The organism is Saccharothrix obliqua (assembly GCF_019375475.1).
GTDB classification, from domain to species: Bacteria; Actinomycetota; Actinomycetes; order Mycobacteriales; family Pseudonocardiaceae; genus Actinosynnema; species Actinosynnema obliqua.
On record NZ_JAHXGQ010000004.1, the window covers coordinates 412,247 to 432,478 of the forward strand.

The 20,232-nt window shown below is 73.8% G+C and carries 19 protein-coding genes; 12 read left to right on the forward strand and 7 right to left on the reverse strand.

The window, feature by feature from the left end; translation table 11 throughout:
* Nucleotides 1-101: 101 nt before the first annotated feature.
* Entirely contained in the window at nt 102-698 is a 597-nt protein-coding gene (locus tag KZQ38_RS15205) for a phosphoribosylanthranilate isomerase (RefSeq protein WP_219442522.1), read from the forward strand.
* Between the two features lie 319 nt (nt 699-1,017).
* On the opposite strand, the gene KZQ38_RS15210 is transcribed toward KZQ38_RS15205, so the two are convergent.
* The 4 genes from KZQ38_RS15210 to KZQ38_RS15225 all read right to left on the reverse strand — a co-directional run bounded on the left by KZQ38_RS15210 (nt 1,018) and on the right by KZQ38_RS15225 (nt 4,493).
* Nucleotides 1,018-1,650 (reverse strand): hypothetical protein, encoded by a 633-nt coding sequence (locus KZQ38_RS15210; protein WP_219442524.1) that lies wholly within the window; start codon nt 1,648-1,650, stop codon nt 1,018-1,020.
* An 85-nt stretch (nt 1,651-1,735) separates the two neighbouring features.
* Entirely contained in the window at nt 1,736-2,386 is a 651-nt protein-coding gene (locus KZQ38_RS15215) for a response regulator transcription factor (RefSeq protein ID WP_219442527.1), read from the reverse strand.
* Nucleotides 2,371-3,441 carry a hypothetical protein gene (locus KZQ38_RS15220; protein WP_219442529.1) on the reverse strand — a complete coding sequence of 357 codons (1,071 nt, stop codon included), beginning with the start codon at nt 3,439-3,441 and terminating at the stop codon, nt 2,371-2,373. The genes KZQ38_RS15215 and KZQ38_RS15220 overlap by 16 nt, the downstream gene beginning before the upstream one ends.
* A complete protein-coding gene (locus KZQ38_RS15225) occupies nt 3,438-4,493 on the reverse strand; it encodes a sensor histidine kinase (protein WP_219442531.1) in 1,056 nt (351 codons plus the stop codon). Before KZQ38_RS15225 ends, KZQ38_RS15220 begins: the two co-directional genes overlap by 4 nt.
* 376 nt (nt 4,494-4,869) lie before the next feature.
* Here KZQ38_RS15225 and KZQ38_RS15230 point away from each other — a divergent pair, with 376 nt between their 5' ends.
* Nucleotides 4,870-5,409 (forward strand): GNAT family N-acetyltransferase, encoded by a 540-nt coding sequence (locus KZQ38_RS15230; protein ID WP_308258414.1) that lies wholly within the window; start codon nt 4,870-4,872, stop codon nt 5,407-5,409.
* 102 nt (nt 5,410-5,511) lie between these two features.
* Nucleotides 5,512-6,105, forward strand: a complete 594-nt coding sequence (locus KZQ38_RS15235; protein WP_219442533.1) for a TetR/AcrR family transcriptional regulator — start codon at nt 5,512-5,514, stop codon at nt 6,103-6,105.
* Nucleotides 6,106-6,136: 31 nt separating this feature from the next.
* Here KZQ38_RS15235 and KZQ38_RS15240 read toward each other — a convergent pair whose 3' ends face one another.
* Both KZQ38_RS15240 and KZQ38_RS15245 read right to left on the reverse strand, forming a co-directional pair.
* Nucleotides 6,137-7,060 carry an alpha/beta hydrolase gene (locus tag KZQ38_RS15240; protein ID WP_219442535.1) on the reverse strand — a complete coding sequence of 308 codons (924 nt, stop codon included), beginning with the start codon at nt 7,058-7,060 and terminating at the stop codon, nt 6,137-6,139.
* Nucleotides 7,061-7,089: 29 nt separating this feature from the next.
* On the reverse strand, nt 7,090-8,055 hold the full coding sequence (locus KZQ38_RS15245) for an aldo/keto reductase (protein WP_219442537.1): 966 nt from the start codon (nt 8,053-8,055) through the stop codon (nt 7,090-7,092).
* 126 nt (nt 8,056-8,181) lie between these two features.
* Here KZQ38_RS15245 and KZQ38_RS15250 point away from each other — a divergent pair, with 126 nt between their 5' ends.
* The gene (locus KZQ38_RS15250; protein WP_219442538.1) at nt 8,182-9,501 is read left to right on the forward strand and encodes an amidohydrolase; all 1,320 of its coding nucleotides are present in this window, start codon (nt 8,182-8,184) and stop codon (nt 9,499-9,501) included.
* 108 nt (nt 9,502-9,609) lie between these two features.
* A complete protein-coding gene (locus KZQ38_RS15255; RefSeq protein WP_219442540.1) occupies nt 9,610-11,241 on the forward strand; it encodes a sigma-70 family RNA polymerase sigma factor in 1,632 nt (543 codons plus the stop codon).
* A gap of 306 nt (nt 11,242-11,547) precedes the next feature.
* On the opposite strand, the gene KZQ38_RS15260 is transcribed toward KZQ38_RS15255, so the two are convergent.
* Nucleotides 11,548-12,000 carry a hypothetical protein gene (locus KZQ38_RS15260; protein ID WP_219442542.1) on the reverse strand — a complete coding sequence of 151 codons (453 nt, stop codon included), beginning with the start codon at nt 11,998-12,000 and terminating at the stop codon, nt 11,548-11,550.
* Between the two features lie 263 nt (nt 12,001-12,263).
* Here KZQ38_RS15260 and KZQ38_RS15265 point away from each other — a divergent pair, with 263 nt between their 5' ends.
* The 7 genes from KZQ38_RS15265 to KZQ38_RS15295 are packed head-to-tail and all read left to right on the forward strand — an operon-like array spanning nt 12,264 to nt 20,232.
* Nucleotides 12,264-15,935 carry a nitrate reductase subunit alpha gene (locus KZQ38_RS15265; protein ID WP_219442544.1) on the forward strand — a complete coding sequence of 1,224 codons (3,672 nt, stop codon included), beginning with the start codon at nt 12,264-12,266 and terminating at the stop codon, nt 15,933-15,935.
* The gene (gene narH, locus KZQ38_RS15270) at nt 15,935-17,497 is read left to right on the forward strand and encodes a nitrate reductase subunit beta (protein WP_219442546.1); all 1,563 of its coding nucleotides are present in this window, start codon (nt 15,935-15,937) and stop codon (nt 17,495-17,497) included. The genes KZQ38_RS15265 and narH overlap by 1 nt, the downstream gene beginning before the upstream one ends.
* A complete protein-coding gene (gene narJ, locus KZQ38_RS15275) occupies nt 17,494-18,084 on the forward strand; it encodes a nitrate reductase molybdenum cofactor assembly chaperone (protein WP_219442548.1) in 591 nt (196 codons plus the stop codon). The genes narH and narJ overlap by 4 nt, the downstream gene beginning before the upstream one ends.
* Entirely contained in the window at nt 18,081-18,797 is a 717-nt protein-coding gene (gene narI / locus KZQ38_RS15280) for a respiratory nitrate reductase subunit gamma (protein WP_219442550.1), read from the forward strand. Before narJ ends, narI begins: the two co-directional genes overlap by 4 nt.
* Complete coding sequence (locus KZQ38_RS15285) at nt 18,794-19,339, forward strand: HPP family protein (protein ID WP_308258415.1); 546 nt, start codon at nt 18,794-18,796, stop codon at nt 19,337-19,339. Before narI ends, KZQ38_RS15285 begins: the two co-directional genes overlap by 4 nt.
* Nucleotides 19,336-19,722, forward strand: coding sequence for a DUF6204 family protein (locus tag KZQ38_RS15290; RefSeq protein ID WP_257901426.1), 387 nt, complete (start codon nt 19,336-19,338; stop codon nt 19,720-19,722). Before KZQ38_RS15285 ends, KZQ38_RS15290 begins: the two co-directional genes overlap by 4 nt.
* Nucleotides 19,723-20,232, forward strand: coding sequence for a GNAT family N-acetyltransferase (locus KZQ38_RS15295; protein ID WP_308258416.1), 510 nt, complete (start codon nt 19,723-19,725; stop codon nt 20,230-20,232).

Sequence of the window (20,232 nt, forward strand, 5' to 3'; positions counted from 1 at the left end):
TTCCCCACGCACCGTCGAAGAAGCGTTCGCGAAATTGCGGAGAAGTCCCGCGAAACGGCCTAACGCGGATCGGCGGGTGGCCGCGCGATAGAGTCGTGCCCGTGTACGTGAAGTTGTGCGGTCTGCGCACCGCGGAAGACGTGGCGGTCGCCGTCGAGGCCGGGGCGGACGCGGTCGGTTTCGTGTTCGCCGCGAGTCCGCGGCAGGTGGACCTGGAGACGGCGCGGCGGCTGGTGCGCGAGGTGCCGCCCGGCGTGCTGACCGTGGGCGTGTTCGCCAGGATGGGCGCGGCGGAGGTGCGGCGGCTCGCGGAGGCGTCCGGTGTCGCCGCCGTGCAACTGCACGGCGACTACCCGAAGGCGGCGTTCGACGAGGTGGCGGTGTCCGGGTTGCGGCTGTTGCGCGCGGTGGCGCTCAAGCCCGACACGGACGTGCGCGTCGGCGCGTTCGGGGAGGAGATGCTGCTGCTCGACTCGCCGATCGCGGGATCGGGCGAGCGGTGGGACCTGTCGGCGCTCAACGCCGCCCGCCCGCAGGGCCGGTGGCTGCTCGCGGGTGGGCTGGAGGTGGGTAACGTGGCCGAGGCCGTGGCGCGGGCGCGCCCGTGGGGCGTGGACGTGTCCAGCGGTATCGAGTCCAGCCGGGGCGTGAAGGACCACGCCCTGATGAGAGCCTTCGTCGCCGCCGCTCGCGGCTGATCCGGTCGGAGCCACGCGGCCGGTGGTCCGCGTGGTCGAGCCACGCGAGCCGCCACGCGGCCGGTCGTCCGCGTGGTCGAGCCACGCGAGCCGCCACGCGGCCGGTCGTCCGCGCGGTCGAGCCACGCGAGCCGCCGAGCGGCCAGTCGTCCGCGTGGTCGAGCCAGCCGCACCGCCGAGCGGCCGGTGGCGGCCGGCAGCCCGAACCACGCCGGTCCGGCGGAGCGCCCGACCCCCGAGGCGGGCGCTCCGCCGACCTGCTCCGCCGGGCGGTCTGTTCTGCTCGGACCCGCGCTGCCCCGAGCCGGCCCGACCCGGGTCAGTTCTCCCAGACGATGGGCGACTTGTCGTAGCCGTCGCCCTTGTCGAAGCTCGCGCCGCCGGCCTTCGTCCCCTCGCGGGTGCCCTGGAGGACGCAGGTCTCGAACTTCGCCCCCGCCGTGGTGAAGTCGCGCCCGGCGTTCTCGGACTTGCAGCTGTCCGTCTCACCCGTGATGATCACGCCGGTGCTCTTGCCGTCCGCGCCGAGCGCCCGCAGGCTCACGGTGCTGTTGGCCAGGTCGGTGCCGCCGACGTTCTCCACGGTCGCCCGGATGTAGACCGGCGTGATGCCCTTCGCCTTGTCGCCGTACTTGGCGAGGTCGGCGTTCGAGCCCTCCTCGATGGCCGTCACCGTGATCGCGACGGTGCCGGTCTTGGTGGTGCCGTACTTGAACGGCACGACGGCGCGGTCGCCGACCTTCAGCTTGGTGCCGGGCTTGGTCGCGTCGCCCGACGCCTGCTGGGTCGGCGTGCTCGCGCTGCTCGATGTCGTCTCCGCGGTCGTGGTGGTGGCGGCGGCGGACGTCGTGCCGGGCGTGGCGACACCGTCCGTCGAACTGCCGCACGCCGACAGCAGCAGGGCCGCGGCGGAGCCGGCGGCGACGAACAGGGCTGCACGGGCGTGGGTCAAGGCAGGGCTCCTCATCGGACGGGGATGTCCCCGCAAGCTAGCCCGGTCCGCACGATTGCGGTGTGGGTCGTTCGCACCACACGGCTCAGAGGTCGTCCACGCCGATCAGCCCGTCCTGGATGGCCCGCGCCACCAACGCCGCTTTCGTCGGCGCCTCGCGGCCGATCATGGCGTACTTGATCCGGATGCGTTCCAGGTGGGAGTTCACCGTGCTCACCGAGATGCCCAGCCGCCGGGCCACGAAGTCCTTGGACTCGGACTGGAACCACTCGACCAGCACCTCCGCCTCGCGGGCGGACAACGCGGGCCGGGCGTCCGACCGGTCGCCGGCCAGCGCGCCCGCGAGCGACGGCGGCGTGTACGGGCGGCCCTCGGCGGCGGCACGCACCGCGGGCACCAGGTGCTCCGCGCCCTCCGCCTTGGTCAGGTAGCACAGCGCACCCAGTTCCAGGCACTGGAGCGCGATCTCGTCGTCGGCGCGCATCGAGTACACGACGACCCGACGACCCGCCTCCACCAGCCGCCGCAGGTCGCCCAGCGCGGGTGTCGGCCCGCCCAGGTGCAGGTCGAGCACGACCACGTCGGCGTCCGCGCCCGCGCCCAGCCACGCCGCCTTCACGTCCTCGCCGTCCGCGACGACCCGGATCGGCGGCTCACCGGACGACAGCCAGTACGCCACCCCCGCCCGCACCGCCGGGTGGTCGTCCACCACCACCACGCTCAGCTGGTCCGCCATCTGGCCTCCGTCCGGGTCCGCTCGCCGTACGCGTCGCACCGCACCTCCACCTGCCCCGACTCGGCGTGGACCGGCACGCCGGCGTCGGCGATCACCGCCAGCCGCACCTCGTCGCCGGTCCGCAGCAGGCTCACCCGCGCCCGCTCGCGTGCCGCCGACAACGCCGCCGCCACCGGTGCCGTCAACGCCCGGCGCACGTCCGTCGGCACGTCCACCGCGCCGCCGCTGACCGCGAGCGACACGGCGAGCCCACGCCGTTCCGCCACGTCCACGCACGCCGCCACCTCGTGCACCAGCGGGTCGGGCACCTCGTCGTGCTCCGCGAACAGCCGGCGGAGCTGGGTCGCGGCGAACGCGCACCGCCGGCGGGTCTCCTCGGCACGCGGGTCGGCCACGCCGTCCGCCAGGTCGGCCAGCAGCGGCAGCGTCGTGCCCAGGCCACCCGCGAACCCGGCTCGCAGGTCCTGCGCCCACTGCTCGGCGAGCGCGACCCTGGTCGCCGCCCGCTCCTCCGCCGCCGCGACCTCGGCGGCCTGGCGCGCGGTGCGCAGCAGCACGCGGATCAGCACCAGCAGGCCGAGCTGGAAGCTGGTCACGCCGAGCACCACGACACCCGCCGCGCCCACCTCCGTCCGGTCCGGCGGGCCGGCCAGCGCGAACAACACGAGGTCGCCGCCGATGTGCGCGCCCAGCGCGCCGAGCAACCACGGCACCCGGTCCGCGAGCAGCACCAGCAGGTGCCAGCTGACGAGGCCGAACGACCAGTGCGGCGGACCGAAGTGGGCGTCCGGCGGTATCGAGGAGGTCGCCACCACCGACGCGGTCACCACCGTCACCGTGCCCGCCACCACCAGCGGCACGGGCAACGGACGCCGCCGCACCACCCAAGGCGCACAGGCCACCGTGACCAACGCCAACGCACCGTATGCGGGCCACGCGCCCGGTCCGTACTCGTAGGTCAGCAACGGCCGCAACCCGAGCCCGAGTTGGATGATCGCCACCACGCCGAGCAGCGCGAGCCGCACGCCGCCGAAGACCTGCTCCTCCGCCGTCACGCCGACCACGTCAACCGCACCGTCGTGCCGCCGGGCGCGGACGTCACCTCGGCGTCGCCGCCGACGGCCGCCATCCGCGCGACGATCGACCCGCTGATGCCGCGCCGGTGCCCGGACACCTCGGCCGGGTCGAACCCGCACCCGTGATCGGTGACGGTGACGGTGACGCGGCCCTGTCCGGTGGTCACGGCGAGTTCGGCGCGGTCCTCCCCCGCGTGCCGCTCGACGTTCCGCAACGCCTCGCGCACCGCGCGCACCAGCGCCAGCGCGACGGGTGCCGGCACGGAGGCGGGCACCGTGCTCGCCCGCACGTCCAGCGGTGAGCCGTCGGCGACCGCGCGCAGCGACGCGCCGACGTCCACCAGGCTGTCGCGCGACTCCGGCGTCCTGGTGAGCAGGTCGAGGTCGCGCCGCGCGTACCCGGCGACCGCCGCGGCGTCCACGTCCTGCGTCGCCACCACGAGGAAGGTCGCCGACGCGGTGTCGTGCAGCAACGCCATGTACTCCCGTTCGCGGGCGCGGCGCTCGGCCGCCAACGCCTCGGCACGCTCCGCCTCGGCACGCCGGACCCGCGACACGTCGACCCGCCGGGCCGACCGCCGCACCACCAGGAACGCGGGTCGGGCGAGCGCGCTCTCCAACGCGGTGCGCACCACCACCCCGGCGTCGAACCCGGCGACGCCCACCTGCACGCCGAGAAGCACGGCGGTCACCGGGACGGCCACCGCGGGTCCCCACTCCCACTGGAGCGTGATCGCCGTCGTGGTGAGGACGTTGAGCGCCCACAGTTCGGCGTGGCCGCCGAGCGCGTCCTGCGCCACGCACACCGCGACCACCCGCGCCACGGCGAAGACCAGGGACACCCGCCGATCACCGAAGTCCGCGACCGCGCCGACCGCCACCAGGGCCAGCAGCGCGAAGCCCAGCGGCAGGCCCTCGTCGGAGACGGAGCAGACCCCGAACGCGCTGAGGAGCAGCACGCCGACGCCGCGGACCGGACCCACCAGCCGACCGACGGCAGCCAGGAATTCCGCTTCGACCTGCCCCACCACGGGGCGACCCTAACCCGGCGCCGGGCGACCGCCCTTCGGCGGTCATCGGTAATCCCGATAGGACGATCGGCGGCGACTTCCGCGGCCGGCTCGCGCGACCTACCATTTCGCCCCGGTCGGCGGGGGTGGCGCCGTGGACGTGCCGCCCCCGCCCGACCCGCGAACGCCGGGCACCGAGCCCGCTCTCCACCCGAGGCGTTGCCACCTGCCGCTCACGGCCGGTGTCCGGGGCCGGGTGCCGCCGCTCGGCCTCGCCCGGTCGGCAGCGCGTGGTGCCGCACCAGCCCCCGGCCCCTGCCCGACACCGCACCGCGCCCCGGCGAAACCCGCACGAGCGCACCCGCGCCCGTTACCATGACCGCCGGATCGGGGAGGGGTGGCCGTGGTGCCGGTGTTGCGTGCCGCGACGCGGGAGGACGTGCCGCGGATCGCCGCGTTGATGCGGAGTTCCGTGCTGGAGCTGTTCCCCCGCTACCACGACGAGCGCGAAACGGCCTCCGCCGCCGACCACCTCACCGTGCCGGACACCGTGCTGATCGACGACGGCACGTACTTCGTGCACGAGGCAGCCGGTGACGTCGTCGCCTGCGGCGGGTGGAGCAAGCGGGGCAAGTTGTTCATCGGCGCGGAGGCTTCGCCGGACGACGCGCGACCGCTGGACCCCGCGACCGAGCCCGCGCGGGTGCGGGCGGTGTTCGTGCGCGGCGACTGGACGCGGCGCGGCCTGGCGCGCTCGATCCTGGACCGGTGCGCGGCGGCGGCGCGGGACGAGGGGTTCCGGTCGCTGCGGTTGTTGTCGACGCTGCCGGGTGAAGCGCTGTACCGCGCGTACGGGTTCCGCGAGCTGGACCGGCTGGAGGTGCCGATGCCCGACGGGGTGGTCCTGTCGGGCGTGGAGATGGAATTCACGCTCTGAGGCGTGTTGCCCCGGTCTCACGGGCGTTCCACGAGCCGCGCGGACGGGGCACCGCCGGATACACTACGGCCGTAGACGAACCGCCGCACCGCGAGGAGCACGATGCCGAAGGTCATCGACCACGACGAACGTCGCGAGCACATCGTGGACGTGACTTGGGGCCTGATCGTGCGCGGCGGGCTCGAAGCCGCCACGATGCGGGAGATCGCCACCGCCGCCGGGTTCGCCAACGGCGCCCTGAAGCGGTACTTCGCCACGAAGGACGAACTGGTGGAGGCGACGTTCGACCGCGCCCTCACCATGGTGCACAAGCACATCTCCGGCGCCGCCGGTGAGCAGTCGGGCGTGGCGGCGTTGCGCGCCATGTGCTACGGCACCATGCCGCTGGACGCCAAGCGGGTCACCGCGGGCCGCGTCCTGATGGCGTTCTGGGAGATGTCGCTGGCCAACAAGAACCTGCGCGACCGGTACGCCGCGCACCTGAAGTCGTGGCGCGGCGTGCTGCACGAGCACATCCGGCGCGGGCGCGAGGACGGCGACATCCGGACGTCCACTCCGGACGACCAGCTCGTGGACGAGATCGTGGTGATGAACGCGGGCGCCAACGTGATGAGCCTCGTGGGCGCGCGGTTCTCCACCCGCAAGCTCCAGCGGCAGCACCTGGACTCGTTCTTCGAACGGCTCACCCGCCCCTGAGCGGTGGGCCGCCCGCGGGCGGCCCACCACGTCACAGGACCCGGTCGAGGAACGCCGCCACGTCGGCGTGCGCCACCGGCGAGGCGGGCAGGTCCGGGTAGAGGCCGTAGAAACCGTGGATCTGGCCGTCGTAGCACCGGTAGTCGGTCGGCACCCCGGCCTTCGCCAACCGGGTCGCGTACTGCTCCCCCTCGGACCGCAGCACGTCGTACTGGGCAGTGAGGACGAACGCGGGCGGCAGGCCGGTCAGGTCGCGCGACCGGGACGGCAGCAGGTACGGGTCGTCCAGGTCGGCAGGCGAGGACGGGTACTGCGCGAAGAAGAACCGCATCGAGTCGGCCGTCATGCCGTAACCCTCGGCGCACTCGGCGTAGGACGCTAGGTCGGGGTCCTCCGGGTGCGCGGTGACGGGGCAGACCAGCACCTGCGCGGCGATCCGCGGCCCGCCGCGGTCCCGGCTGAGCATGGTGAGCACGGTGGCCAGGTTGCCGCCCGCGGTCTCGCCGCCGACCGCGATGCGGGACGCGTCGATCCCGTACCGCACGCCGTTGGCGGTGAACCAGGCCAGCACCGCGTAGCAGTCGTCCGGCGCGGCCGGGTACGGGTTCTCCGGCGCGAGCCGGTACTCGACCGACGCGACCGCCACGCCCGCCTCGCGGCAGACGCGGCGGTTGGCCACCTCGTTCTCCTCGATGCCGCCCAACGTCCAACCGCCGCCGTGCATCCACAGCAGCAGCGGCACCGGTCCGGCCGCGTCGGGCAGGTACAGGCGGACGCGCAGCCCACCCGCCGGACCCGGCACCGCGAGGTCCGCGACCGAGCGGACCTCCGGCGGGTCGACCGGCGCCACCAACGCGGAGGCGAACGCCGCCCGGATCTCCGCCGCCGTGCGCGGCGTGGTGCCCGCGGGTGGCGCGGACGCGAGCAGCGCGGCGGCGGCGGGGTCGAGGGGCATGGCGTCCGCTCTCCTTAACGGGTCGGTGGTCACCACGAGCCGTCGGCGTTGACCGCGCGGTCCGTCCACAGTGGATCGAGTTCGGCACGCAGCTCCGCGCCGTGCTCGGTGGCCAGGCGGATCGCGCCCAGGTTCTCCTCGAACTGGGCGAGCCTGCTGACGCCGAACAACACGTTCGCGACGGCCGGGTTGGTCAGGCAGAAGGCGATGGCGACCTGGGCCGCCGTGGCGTCGTGCCGCGCCGCGATCTCGGCGACGCGGTCGGCGGCCTCGCGGATGGCGTCCCGGATGCCGCCGGGGTCCGCGCCGATCTTGCGCTCGGGGAACTTGCGGCCGGCGAGGATGCCGCCCTCGAAGACGTCGGACGCCTGGAGCGCCAGGCGCCCGGCCGAGAAGTGCTCGCCGTAGTACGGCCCTTCCGCCATGGAGCGGCGGGCGATGCTGTACTTCAGCTGCGCGAACGACGGCGGCACCAGGCCCTCGCGGTCGGCGAACTCCAGCGCGGTCTCCAGGTCGGCGGCGACCCAGTTGTTCACGCCCCAGCTGTCGAACCGGCCGGCCCGGATCTGCTCCGCCACGTCGGTGACGATCGACGGGATGTCGGGCGGCGACATGTAGTCGCCGACGACGACGCTGTCCGCCTTCTCGACGCCGATGCGCTCCAGCGAGGTGTCCATCTGCTGGGTGAAGCTGGTGGTCGGGTACTCCCAGAGCCACAGCTTGCCGCACAGGTGGTAGTCCTCGCGGGCGATGCCCGCGGCACGCACGGCCTCGCCGAAGATGATGTCGGTGCGCGCCTGCTCGGCGTGCGGACCCATGTTGTAGTGCGCGACGTCGAACATGGCCGCGCCGGCGTCCACGGCCCGCCGCAGCAGGGTCACGGCGTCGTCGAACTCCATGCGGTCCCAGGTGTTCCACGAACCGAGCCCGAACAGCGGCACCTCGGGGCCGCCGGGGCCCAACCGCCGGATCGGGACGCGGGGCGCCTCAGTCATGAACGCTCCTCAACTAGCCGCGAAAAGTTGGGGATAGTCTACACACATAGACGAAAACAGGGCAGTTCCCCGTATGCTGCGCCCGAAGTCGAACCTGTGCGTTCTACACCCGTTGACGGAGGACCCGTGCCGACCACCAGGACCGCCGACCTCGTGCTGATCGGCGGCACGGTGCTCACCTTCGACGACCGGGACCGCGTGGCGGACGGGCTGGCCGTCGTGGACGGCGTGGTGGCCCGGGTCGGCGACGTCGCGGAGCTGATCGGGCCGGACACCCGCGTGGTCGACCTCGCCGGCCGCACCGCGATGCCCGGCATCAACGACTCGCACCTGCACGGCGCGTGGCTCGGCGCGTTGTGGCCGAAGACCCTGTTCAACGGTGGCGGCGAGGAGACCGGGACGCTGTTGGCCGACACCGAAGCACGACGCACGGCGATCATGCGCACCGGCGAGGTGCTGTCCGAACTCGGCATCACCAGCTACACCGAACCCGGCCTGGGACCGGGCGAGGACGCCGGGCGCACCGGCTGCTTCTCCACCGCCGTGCTGGAGGAGTACGCGGCGCTGGCCGACGCGGGTCTGCTCCAGGCACGCGTCACCGTGCTGCGGCTGTTCGGCGAACTCGACGGCCGGAGCACGCCGGAGGACTTCGAGCGCGGGCTCGCCTCGCCCGTGCCGGCGACCGACCCCCGGTGGCTGCACGTCGCCGGGGTGAAGATCTTCGCCGACGGCATCCCGCCGATGCGCTCGTCGTGGACGCACCACTGCTACCCCGACGGCACGTCCGGCCACCTGCTCGTCGCGGGCGCGCAGGACGCCGAGCGCGAGGCGAACCTGCGCCGCATGATCGACCTCGCCCACCGGGCGGGCGCGCAGATCGGCGTCCACGCGACCGGTGACCGGACGATCGAGGTCGTCGTCTCCGCGATGGCCGACGCCATCGCCGTGCACGGCCCGGCGGGCAGGCACTACCTGATCCACGGCGACCTGGTGCCCGCCGACGTGCTCGACCGCCTGCCGGAACTGGGCATCGGCCTGAACGTGCAGCCCGGCATCGCCGCCACCACCGGGCCGTGGCTGGCCGCCGCGCTCGGTGAGGACGTGCTGAGCACCGCGTGGCCGCTGCGGGACGCGTTCAAGCGCGGCGTGCCGGTGTGCCTGAGTTCCGACTCGCCGGTGATCGAGCCGGACTGGCGGCGCTGGGTCGCGGCGGCGGGTGAGCGGGTCGGCGGCGGGCCGGGGCTGATGCGCGAGTTGCTTCGTGCCTACACGCTGTCGCCGGCTGTCCAGGACGGCGCGGAGTCGTGGAAGGGCACGCTGGAGGTCGGCAAGGTCGCGGACCTGTGCGTGCTGGACGCGAACCCGCTGGAGCTGGCGCCCGCCGACATGCCGCACGTCGGTGTGGCGATGACGGTCGTGGGCGGTCGGGTCGTCTTCGAGCGGTGACCCTCCCCCGCGCGGGGTAGGCGGGTGGGTGTTGCCGGAACACCGGCGGAGGTCTTCTATATCGTTCCCGGACGAACATCACCCATCGTGCCTGGGGGGAGACGTCCGGTGATCGGCCAGCCCGACGAGCAGGACCTGGAGCGCCGGTGGCGCGCCGACCCCGACGGGGCGCCGCCGCACGGCGAGGAGGAGGCGCCGGGCGGTTCGGACGCCGACCTCGCCGAGGCCGTGCGGCAGGGCCGGGTCGAGGCGTACGGGCGGCTCTACGAGCGGCACGTGCGGGCCGCGCGGAACCTCGCGCGGTCCCTGGCGCGGTCCGGCGCGGAGGCCGACGACCTGGTCTCCGAGGCGTTCGCGAAGGTGCTGGACGTGTTGCGCTCGGGTGGCGGGCCGGGCCCCGCGTTCCGCGCCTACCTGCTCACGGCGGTCCGGCACGTCGCGTACGACCGGACCCGGCAGGAGCGCAGGCTCCGGCTGGCCGACGACGTGGCCGCGGTGTCCGGTGTGGAGAAGCGCACGGCGGTGCCGTTCCACGACCCGGCGGTGGCGACGCTGGAGCGGTTCCTCGCGTCCAAGGCGTTCGCCAGCCTGCCGGAGCGGTGGCAGGCGGTGTTGTGGCAGACGGAGATCGAGGGCCAGACGCACGCCGAGGTCGCCCCGATGATGGGGCTGACCGTGAACGGCGTGTCGGCGCTCGCGCACCGCGCGCGGGAGGGGTTGCGCAAGGCGTACCTCCAGGCGCACCTGGCGGACGACTCGTCCGGGCGCTGCCGCGCGGTCGTCGACCGGCTCGGCGCGTGGGCGCGTGACGGCCTGACCCGGCGGGAGACCGCGCAGGTGGAGGCGCACCTGGACGGGTGCGCCGACTGCCGCGCGCTGGCGGCGGAGCTGGCCGACGTGAACGGGACGCTGCGTGCCGTCGTCGCGCCCCTGGTGCTCGGCGCGGGCACCGCGGGCTACCTGGCCGCGGTCGGCCCGGCGAAGGCGGGTGCGACGGCCGCACCCGCCGCCGCGCACTGGCTCGCCGCCGCGGCGTCCACCGTCGCCGTGGCGGTGGCCGTGGTGTGGACGGCGGGCACCGGACCGGTGGCGCTGCCCGAAGCGGGCGCGACACCCGGCACGACACCGACGACCTCCGCCGCGCCGGACCCGAGCGCGGTCGGCTCGTCTCCCACCACGCCGGGCGCCTCACCCGCCGGCTCCCCGACCTCCGGCACCACGACGACCGAGGGCACGACGACGACCGAGGGCACGACGGCCACCGGTGCGGCCACCGGCGTGGCCACCACCGCACCGGCCGAGTCCCACCTGGCACCGACCGCGCCGGAGGGGTTCGCGTTGACCTCGGGCGGACCGCCGACCGATTTCCCGGTCACGGTGCGGAACACCGGCGCGGCGCCCGCGCCCGCGCCGACCATGTCCTTGACGCTCCCGGACGGCGTGCAGGTGGTCGGCCCGGGGAACCGCCTCCGCGCCGAACCGCTGCTGCGCCCGGACGGCGCGCGGCGCGCCGAGCCGGCGAGCTCGGCCGCCACGCGCGGGACGATCGGGTGCCCGGCGGGCCGGGGCGTGGTGTCGTGCGCGGCGGACGGGGTGCTCGCGCCGGGCGAGTCGGTGACCTTCGTGTTCCGCCTGCTGGCGGGACCCGGGTCGGCGGACGGCGTGGTGAGCGGTCAGGTCACCGCCGGTCCGGTGTCCACGCCGTTCAGCGCGTCGCTGGCGGTCACGCCGCGGCGGTAGGCGGAAGCGCTTTCCCGCCCGCGCCCGGCGGTTCCACGCGGTGCGGCTCGGATCACACCGCACCGCGGTTTCCCGCACCGGTTCACGGGGTACACCACGGATACCGGTGAGCGCCTCCCCCAAGCCTCGCCGGTGGTGCAGCGGGCGGCCCAACCCCTCGGGGCCGCCCGCCACCCTTCCGATCAACGAATCCCGGTGGTCGTGCCCCGGAAATCGGACCAAATCGCCCAGGCGGTTCGAAACACCGCCACCATTTCCGGCGGAACGCGCATTCTTCCGCACTCGCCGATAAATCGGACATCTTTCTCACCGGGCGGGGAACGCCGGCTCGGGCAGTTCCTCGAAGACCACCGCGCCACCCGCCAGGCACCCGGCCGCGGCGGCGGCGAGCAGGTGGGCGCGACGTGGTCCCGGCTCCGGCCGGACGAGCCCCAGCGCGTCGCCGAGGAGCACCAGCACGGCGCCCCGGCGGCGTGCGGCCCAGCGCCAGACGTCGGGCAGGGGCACCGGGGCGTCGGCGACCAGCGGGGTGCGGTGCGGCCACCGGACGGTGAGTTCGCCACCGGGTTTGACCTGGACACGCCACGCGCGGGCGGTCGGCAGGACGATCCGGTCGAGGTCCGCGACGGCGGTCAGCCCGGTCGCGGTGAGCCGTTCCAGGCCGAAGGGCACGTGACCCTCCAGCAGCAGGACGGCGATGCGGTTGTCGGCGCGGCCCCAGACGGCGGCGCGGACGTGCAGACGTGCTTCGGCGCTCATGACCAACCCTTTCCACGGGTCTCGCGCCGCAAGTCGATCCTATGCCCCGAACGCCCCGATCTCGTCACCGGTTCGAGTGACGCGGGACGGTCAATTCCGACGAACCGGCCCAAGGGAATGACCACCCGCCGATGATTGTGCAGACAACGATCGACAATGGGTGTGACCTGCATCACATAGCACTGTAATGGCTCCATCACCGAGAGTTATATGACGTTATCTCGCGCCTTAATCGCCTGTCTCGTCGGGGGAAGGATCCACTCATGTGCGCGGCATTCCATCGCGCGGAAAAAACGATCGACCGGGCCACCGACCTCCTGCTCGCCGCGGGCCGCTTCCTGAGCGACGCGGAGGTCTCCGCCGACGCGCGGGCCGCCTTCCACCGGGGAGGCCGGGACGGCGACGCGTTCTACCGGGACCGCTGGAGCCACGACAAGGTCGTGCCGTCCACGCACGGCGTCAACTGCACCGGTTCCTGCCGGTGGAACGTGTACGTCAAGGACGGCATCATCACCTGGGAGACCCAGGACGTCGACTACCCGTCCACGGGGCCCGGTCGCCCCGAGTACGAACCCCGCGGCTGCCCGCGCGGCGCGTCCTTCTCCTGGTACTCCTACTCGCCGCTGCGCGTCCGCTACCCCTACGCGCGAGGCGTGCTGGTCGAGATGTACCGCGAGGCGCGGCGCGCGCACGACGACCCGGTGGACGCCTGGCGGTCCATCGTGGACGACCCGCTCAAGCGCCGCGCCTACCAGCGGGCCCGCGGCAAGGGCGGCCTGGTGCGCGTCACGTGGGACGAGGCCGTCGAGATGGTCGCCGCCGCCCACGTGCACACCATCGCGCGGCACGGGCCGGACCGGATCGCCGGGTTCTCCCCCATCCCCGCCATGTCCATGGTGTCGCACGCCGTCGGCTCCCGGTTCATGGCGCTGATCGGCGCGCCGATGCTCTCCTTCTACGACTGGTACGCCGACCTGCCGCCCGCGTCGCCGCAGGTGTTCGGCGACCAGACCGACGTGCCGGAGTCCGCCGACTGGTGGGACGCCGCCTACCTCGTGCTGTGGGGCTCGAACGTCCCCGTCACCCGCACCCCGGACGCGCACTTCATGGCCGAGGCCCGCTACCGCGGCCAGAAGGTGGTGGTCTGCTCCCCCGACTACTCCGACGCCACCAAGTTCGCCGACGAGTGGCTGGCGCCGCACCCCGGCACGGACGCCGCGCTGGCCATCGCCATGGGCCACGTGGTGTTGCGCGAGTTCTTCGTGGACCGCCCGACGCCGTTCTTCACCGACTACGTCAAGCGGTTCACCGACCTGCCGTTCCTGGTCACCCTGGAGGAGCGCGCCGGCGCGCTGGTGCCCGGCAAGTTCCTCACCGCCGCCGACCTCGGCGACCGGACGCCCGGCGCGGAGTGGAAGACCGTGCTGCTGGACGGCGACGGGAACCCGGTCGTGCCGAACGGCTCGCTCGGGTTCCGCTGGCACGACGAGCCCGGCCGCTGGAACCTCGACCTCGGCGACACCGACCCGGCGCTGACCGTCCCCGGTGGACGCGGCGTCGAAGTCCTCCTGCCCCGCTTCGACGAGCCCGACGGCAGCGCCGGTTCGGTCGTGCGCGGCGTGCCGGTGACCGAGGTCGCGGGCCGCACCGTCACCACCGTCCACGACCTGCTGCTCGCGCAGTACGGCGTGGGGCGGCCCGGCCTGCCGGGGCGCTGGCCCGCCGACTACGACGACCCCGACGCACCCGGCACCCCGGCGTGGGCGCACCGGCTGACCGGCGTGCCCGCCGACCGGATCGCGCGGATCGCCCGCGAGTTCGCCGACACCGCCGTCCGCTCCCGCGGCCGGTGCATGATCGTGATGGGCGCGGGCACCAACCACTGGTTCCACTCCGACCTGGTCTACCGGTCGTTCCTCACGCTCCTGCTGATCACCGGCAGCCAGGGCCGCAACGGCGGCGGCTGGGCGCACTACGTCGGCCAGGAGAAGGTCCGCCCGCTGACCGGCTGGGCCACCCTGGCGGGCGCGCTGGACTGGCACCGCCCGCCACGCCAGATGATCGGCACCGCCTACTGGTACACGCACACCGACCAGTGGCGCTACGACCGCCTCACCGCCGACGCGCTCACGTGGCCGGGCGCGCCGGGCAGGATCGCCGGGCAGGCCGTCGCCGACCTGCTGGGCACCTCGACGCGGCTCGGCTGGATGCCCTCCTACCCCACGTTCGACCGCAACCCGCTGGACCTCGCCGACGAGGCGGGCGACGCGGACCCGGTGGCGCACGTCCTGGCGCGGGTCAGGTCCGGTGAGGTCGGCTTCGCCTGCGAGGACCCGGACGCGCCGGAGAACTGGCCACGCGTGCTCACCGTGTGGCGGGCCAACCTGCTCGGCTCGTCCGCCAAGGGCAACGAATACTTCCTGCGGCACCTGCTCGGCGCGGACGGCAACCCGCGTGCGGCCGAGACGCCCGCCGCCGAGCGCCCGCGCACCGTGCGGTGGCGTGACGAGGCGCCCGAGGGCAAGCTGGACCTGTTGCTGGCGCTGGACTTCCGGATGACCAGCACCACCCTGTTCGCGGACGTGACGCTGCCCGCCGCCACCTGGTACGAGAAGCACGACCTGTCCAGCACGGACATGCACCCCTTCGTGCACTCGTTCAACGCGGCCGTCGACCCACCGTGGCAGGCGCGCACGGACTTCGACGCGTTCCACACCATCGCCGCGAAGTTCAGCGAACTGGCCCGGACCCACTTGGGCGTGCGGCGCGACGTCGTGGCCACCGCGCTGCTGCACGACACGCCCGGCGAGGTGGCGCAGCCCGGCGGCGTGGTGCGGGACTGGCGGGAGGACGGGTCCGACCCGGTGCCCGGCCGCACGTTCCCGACGCTCACCGTGGTGGAGCGGGACTACCCGGCGGTGGCGGCGAAGCTCGCGACGCTCGGGCCGGTGCTGGACAAGCGGGGCGTGACCACCAAGGGCTGGACGGCCGAGGTGGGTCCCGAGCTGGCGTGGCTCGCGGAGTCCAACGGCATCGCCGCCGACGGGCCCGCCGCCGGCCGGCCGCTGCTGGACACCGACCGCAAGGCCGCCGACGCGGTGCTCGCGTTGTCGGGCACCACCAACGGCCGCGTCGCCGACGAGGGCTTCCGCGCCCTGGAGGAGCGCGTCGGCAGACCGCTGCGGCCGATGGTGGAGCACCACCGGGCGCACCGGGTGACCTTCGCCGACACCCGGTCCCGGCCCGCGTCCGTGGTGACCAGCCCGGAGTGGTCCGGCGACGAGTCCGGCGGGCGGCGGTACGCGCCGTTCACCATCAACGTGGAACGGCTCAAGCCGTGGCACACGCTCACCGGCCGCCAGCACTTCTACCTCGACCACGACTGGGTGGCCGAGATCGGCGAGCAGCTGCCGGTGTACCGGCCGCCGCTGGACCTGCACCGGCTGTTCGGCGAACCGCGGCTCGGCCCGAACGGGCCCGAGGTGACCGTCCGCTACCTGACGCCGCACTCGAAGTGGTCCATCCACTCGGAGTACCAGGACAACCCGATCATGCAGACGCTGTCCCGGGGCGGGCCCGCGTTCTGGATCAGCCCCGCCGACGCGGCGGCGATCGGCGTGTCCGACAACGACTGGGTGGAGGCGGTCAACCGCAACGGCGTGGTGGTGGCGCGCGCGATCGTGTCGCACCGGATGCCCACCGGCACCGTCTTCATGTACCACGCGCAGGAACGCACCGTGAACGTCCCCAAGAGCGAGACCACCGGCAAGCGCGGCGGCATCCACAACTCGTTGACGCGCCTCCAGATCAAGCCGACGCACCTCGTCGGCGGCTACGGGCAGCTCAGCTTCGCCCTCAACTACTACGGCCCCACCGGCAACCAGCGCGACGAGGTCACCGTGCTGCGCCGGCGGAGCCAGGAGGTGACCTACTGATGCGCGTGATGGCCCAGTTGGCGATGGTGATGAACCTCGACAAGTGCATCGGGTGCCACACCTGCTCGGTCACCTGCAAGCAGACCTGGACCAACCGGTCCGGGGTCGAGTACGCCTGGTTCAACAACGTGGAGACCAAGCCCGGCCAGGGCTACCCGCGCCGGTACGAGGACCAGGACCGCTGGCACGGCGGGTGGAAGCTGCGCCGGGGACGGCTGGAACTGGCCTCCGGCGGGCGACTGCGGCGCGTGCTGTCGTTGTTCGCCAACCCGGACCTGCCGCGGCTCGACGACTACTACGAGCCCTGGACCTACGACTACCGCAACCTCACCGAGGCGCCGCTCGGCGACGACACGCCCGTGGCGCGGCCGGTGTCGGCGGTGACCGGCGCGCCGACGGACGTGCGCTGGGGCCCCAACTGGGAGGACAGCCTCGGCGGCGCGCCGGAGCACGCGCCCGCCGACCCGGTGGTGGAGAAGCTGGGCCGGGACATCAAGTTCTCCTACGAGCAGTCGTTCATGTTCTACCTGCCCCGGATCTGCGAGCACTGCCTCAACCCGTCGTGCGTGGCGTCGTGCCCGTCCGGCGCGATGTACAAGCGGTCCGAGGACGGCATCGTGCTGGTGGACCAGGACCGCTGCCGGGGCTGGCGGATGTGCGTTTCCGGCTGCCCGTACAAGAAGGTCTACTTCAACCACAAGACCGGCAAGGCCGAGAAGTGCACGTTCTGCTACCCGCGGCTGGAGGTCGGGCAGCCGACCGTGTGCGCGGAGACGTGCGTCGGCCGGCTGCGGTACATCGGCGTGCTGCTGTACGACGCGGACCGCGTCGGCGAGGCCGCCGCGACCGAGGACGAGCAGCGGCTGTACCAGGCGCAGCTGGGCGTGTTCCTCGACCCGCGCGACCCGGGGGTGGTGGCCGCCGCCGAGCGCGCCGGCATCCCGCACGACTGGCTCACCGCCGCGCGCCGCTCCCCCGTGTACGACCTGATCGTCAAGCACCGGATCGCGCTCCCGCTGCACCCGGAGTACCGGACCATGCCGATGGTCTGGTACGTGCCGCCGCTGTCACCGGTGGTGGACGCGGTGGCGGGCAGCGGGTTCGACGGCGAGGACGCGGACAACCTGTTCGGCGCGATCGACGCGCTGCGCATCCCGCTGGACTACCTGGCGGGCCTGTTCACCGCGGGCGACCCCGAACCCGTGCGGCTCGCGCTGCGGCGGCTCGCGGCGATGCGGTCGCACATGCGGTCGGTCAACCTGGGCGAGCCGCCCGACCCGCACGGCCCGGCCGCGGTGGGCATGACCGCCGAGACCACCGAGGAGCTGTACCGGCTGCTGGCCATCGCGAAGTACGAGGACCGGTACGTGATCCCGACCGCGGGCATCGGCCGCGCCCACGAACTGGAGGGCATCGCCACGAAGTGCAGCCTGGACACCGACGGCGGTCCCGGCATGGGCGACGGCGGTACCGGCACGGGCGAAGGGCGCACCGACCTGTTCGTGTGGCGGGAAGGGGAACGGCCCGCCGGCATGTTCCCGACCGTGGGGCGGAAGTCGTGAGCCGCCGCGACACGCGGGTGCGGCACCGGATGGCGTCGCTGTGCCTGCACTACCCCGACGACGTCCGCGACCGCCTGCCCCTGCTGCGCGGCGGGCTGGCCGAGGTGCCCGAGCCGGGCGTCGCGGCCCTCGTCGACCACCTGGAGCGCACCTCCCCGGTCGACGCCGCACGCCACTACGTCGAGGTGTTCGACACCAAGGCCGACCGCTGCCTGCACCTCACCTGGTACACCGACGGCGACACCCGCCGCCGCGGTGGCGCGTTGGCCGCGCTCAAGCAGGAGTACCGGCGGCACGGGCTCCGGCTCGCCGACGGCGAGCTGCCCGACTACCTGCCGGTGCTGCTGGAGTTCGCCGCCCTGACCGGCGAGGTGCGGTCGCTGGCCGGGTTCCGCCCGGCGCTGGACCTGCTGCACCGCAACCTCGTCGCGCTCGGCACGCCGTACGCGCCGGTGGTGGCGGGTGTGCTGGCGACCCTCCCGGCACGCGTCGAAACCCGCGCCCTGCACGGCGACGAGGTCGAGTTCGTCGGCCGGGAGCCGGTCCTGCTCGGGTACCCGACCTCTCACGCGGAGCGCGCCCGATGAACCTCCTGCTGTGGGGCGTGCTGCCCTACCTGACGATCGCCGTCCTGGTCGGCGGCACGGTGTGGCGTTACCGGCACGACCGGTTCGGCTGGACCACCCGCAGCTCGCAGCTGCACGAGTCGCGGCTGCTGCGGGTCGGCGGCCCGCTGTTCCACTTCGGGCTGCTGTTCGTGGTCGGCGGGCACGTCGCCGGGCTGCTGGTCCCCGCGTCGGTGACCCGCTGGTTCGGCGTGGCCGACGAGACCTACCACCTGGCGTCGCTCACCGCGGGCGGCCTCACCGGCGCGGCGACCGTCGCCGGGTTGGGCGTGCTGCTGCTGCGGCGGTGGCGGACGCCCGCGGTGCGCGCGGCGACCACGCGTGACGACCGGCTGATGTACCCGGTGCTGGTGGGCACGCTGCTGCTGGGCATGGTGACCACGCTGGTCACCAACGGCATGGGCGGCGGCTACGACTACCGGGCCACCGTGTCGCCGTGGTTCCGGGGCGTCCTGCTGCTCCAGCCCGATCCGGCGCTGATGGCGGACGTGCCGCTGTCGTACCGGTTGCACGTCCTGTTCGGCATGGCGTTGTTCACGCTGTGGCCGTTCAGCAGGCTGGTGCACGCGTTCAGCGCGCCGGTGCGCTACCTGGTCCGCCCGTACATCGTCTACCGGAGCCGGGACGACCGGCTGGCGGCGCGTCCCGCCCGGCGCGGGTGGGAGGACCGGTGACGGCAGGCCGGGCACGGGCGGCGCTGCACCCGGCACTGGGCGCGCTGCTGGTGACGATGCTGATCGGCGGGTTGGCGGCGGTGACGGGCGAACCGCTGCTGTTCCCGTCGCTGGGGCCGACCGCGTACCTGCTGCTGGCCACGCCGACGCAGCCGGCGGCCAGCCCGCGCAACGCGTTCGCCGGTCACCTGGTGGGCCTGCTGGGCGGCGCGGCGGGGTTGACCGCGTTCGGGCTGTGGGACCTGCCCGCCGACCTCGGGCACCTGTCGTGGGCGCGGGCGGGCGCGTCGGCGCTCGCGCTGACCATCACCTGCGGCGGCATGGTGTGGACCGGGCTGCCGCACCCGCCGGCGGGTGCCACCACGTTGATCGTGGCGCTCGGTGTGCTGCACACGCCGGGCCAACTGCTGGTGATCGCCGTCGGCGTGGTGCTGCTGACCGTGGTGGGCGGGGTGTTCAACCGGCTCGCGGGCGTGCCCTACCCGCTGTGGCGCCCGCCGGACATATCGTTTGCGCAGCCGCCGGTCGCTGATCGAACATGACCCCGGCAGACGTCGTCGGCAGTCGGAGCGCGCACATGGTCGAGCACACCTACCGGGTCATGGTCCGCGGCCGGTTCACGGACCTCGACGACGCCGGGCGCGCGCGGCTGCTGGCGGCGGTGGAGCGGCACGGCGTGCTGGACAACGGCTTCTCCGAGCAGGGCGCGTTGTCCTACGACCGCTCCCTCGACTTCTTCAGCTACCGCGTGCAGTTGCGCGGCGAGGTCGAGGACACCGACCGCGCCGTGTGCGACCGCGCCCGCGTGCTGGCGGCTCGGGCCGTGGAGGCGTTCGGCGTCGACTTCCGCGACATGAAGGCGTCGGCGACCGACCTGGACCTGATGAAGGTCAACCGGCCCCGGCGCCTCGGCCGGGAGTCCTGAGTGGTCGACGTCCGGGTCGTGGACCTGACCGGCCCGGTGCTGCGCGCGCTCGCCGCGGGTGACCTGGCGGCGGCCAACGCGGTCGGCCCGGTGCCGCTCACCCCGTACTTCGCCGCGCCGGACCAGCGCCCGCTGTGGCGGCTGCGCGTCCGGCAGCTCACGGCCGACCCGGCGAGCGCCGGGTGGTGGACCGGCGTCATCTGGGCCGAGGCGATCGGGCTGGCCGTGGGTCACGCCGGTTTCCACGGCCCGCCGGACGACGACGGGCTGGTGGAGATCGGCTACGCCGTGGACCCGGAGCACCGGCGGCGCGGGTACGCCGGCGCGGCACTGGCCGTGCTGCTGCGCCGGGTCGCCGAGGACCCGGCCGTGCGGACCGTGCGGTTGTCCATCAGGCCGGACAACGCCGTGTCCCGCCGGTTGGCGGCGCGGCACGGCTTCGTCCGCACCGGTGAGCAGTGGGACGAGGAGGACGGCCTGGAGCACGTCTTCGAGCGGCCGGCGCGGTAG

What these genes read in the sequence shown, in the direction of transcription:
- KZQ38_RS15265 (WP_219442544.1), top strand. Translation starts at nt 12,264, where the DNA reads ATGTGCGCGGCATTCCATCGCGCGGAAAAAACGATCGACCGGGCCACC.
- KZQ38_RS15245 (WP_219442537.1), bottom strand. Translation starts at nt 8,055, where the DNA reads ATGACTGAGGCGCCCCGCGTCCCGATCCGGCGGTTGGGCCCCGGCGGC.
- narI (WP_219442550.1), top strand. Translation starts at nt 18,081, where the DNA reads ATGAACCTCCTGCTGTGGGGCGTGCTGCCCTACCTGACGATCGCCGTC.
- KZQ38_RS15240 (WP_219442535.1), bottom strand. Translation starts at nt 7,060, where the DNA reads ATGCCCCTCGACCCCGCCGCCGCCGCGCTGCTCGCGTCCGCGCCACCC.
- KZQ38_RS15290 (WP_257901426.1), top strand. Translation starts at nt 19,336, where the DNA reads ATGACCCCGGCAGACGTCGTCGGCAGTCGGAGCGCGCACATGGTCGAG.
- KZQ38_RS15215 (WP_219442527.1), bottom strand. Translation starts at nt 2,386, where the DNA reads ATGGCGGACCAGCTGAGCGTGGTGGTGGTGGACGACCACCCGGCGGTG.
- KZQ38_RS15235 (WP_219442533.1), top strand. Translation starts at nt 5,512, where the DNA reads ATGCCGAAGGTCATCGACCACGACGAACGTCGCGAGCACATCGTGGAC.
- KZQ38_RS15260 (WP_219442542.1), bottom strand. Translation starts at nt 12,000, where the DNA reads ATGAGCGCCGAAGCACGTCTGCACGTCCGCGCCGCCGTCTGGGGCCGC.
- narH (WP_219442546.1), top strand. Translation starts at nt 15,935, where the DNA reads ATGCGCGTGATGGCCCAGTTGGCGATGGTGATGAACCTCGACAAGTGC.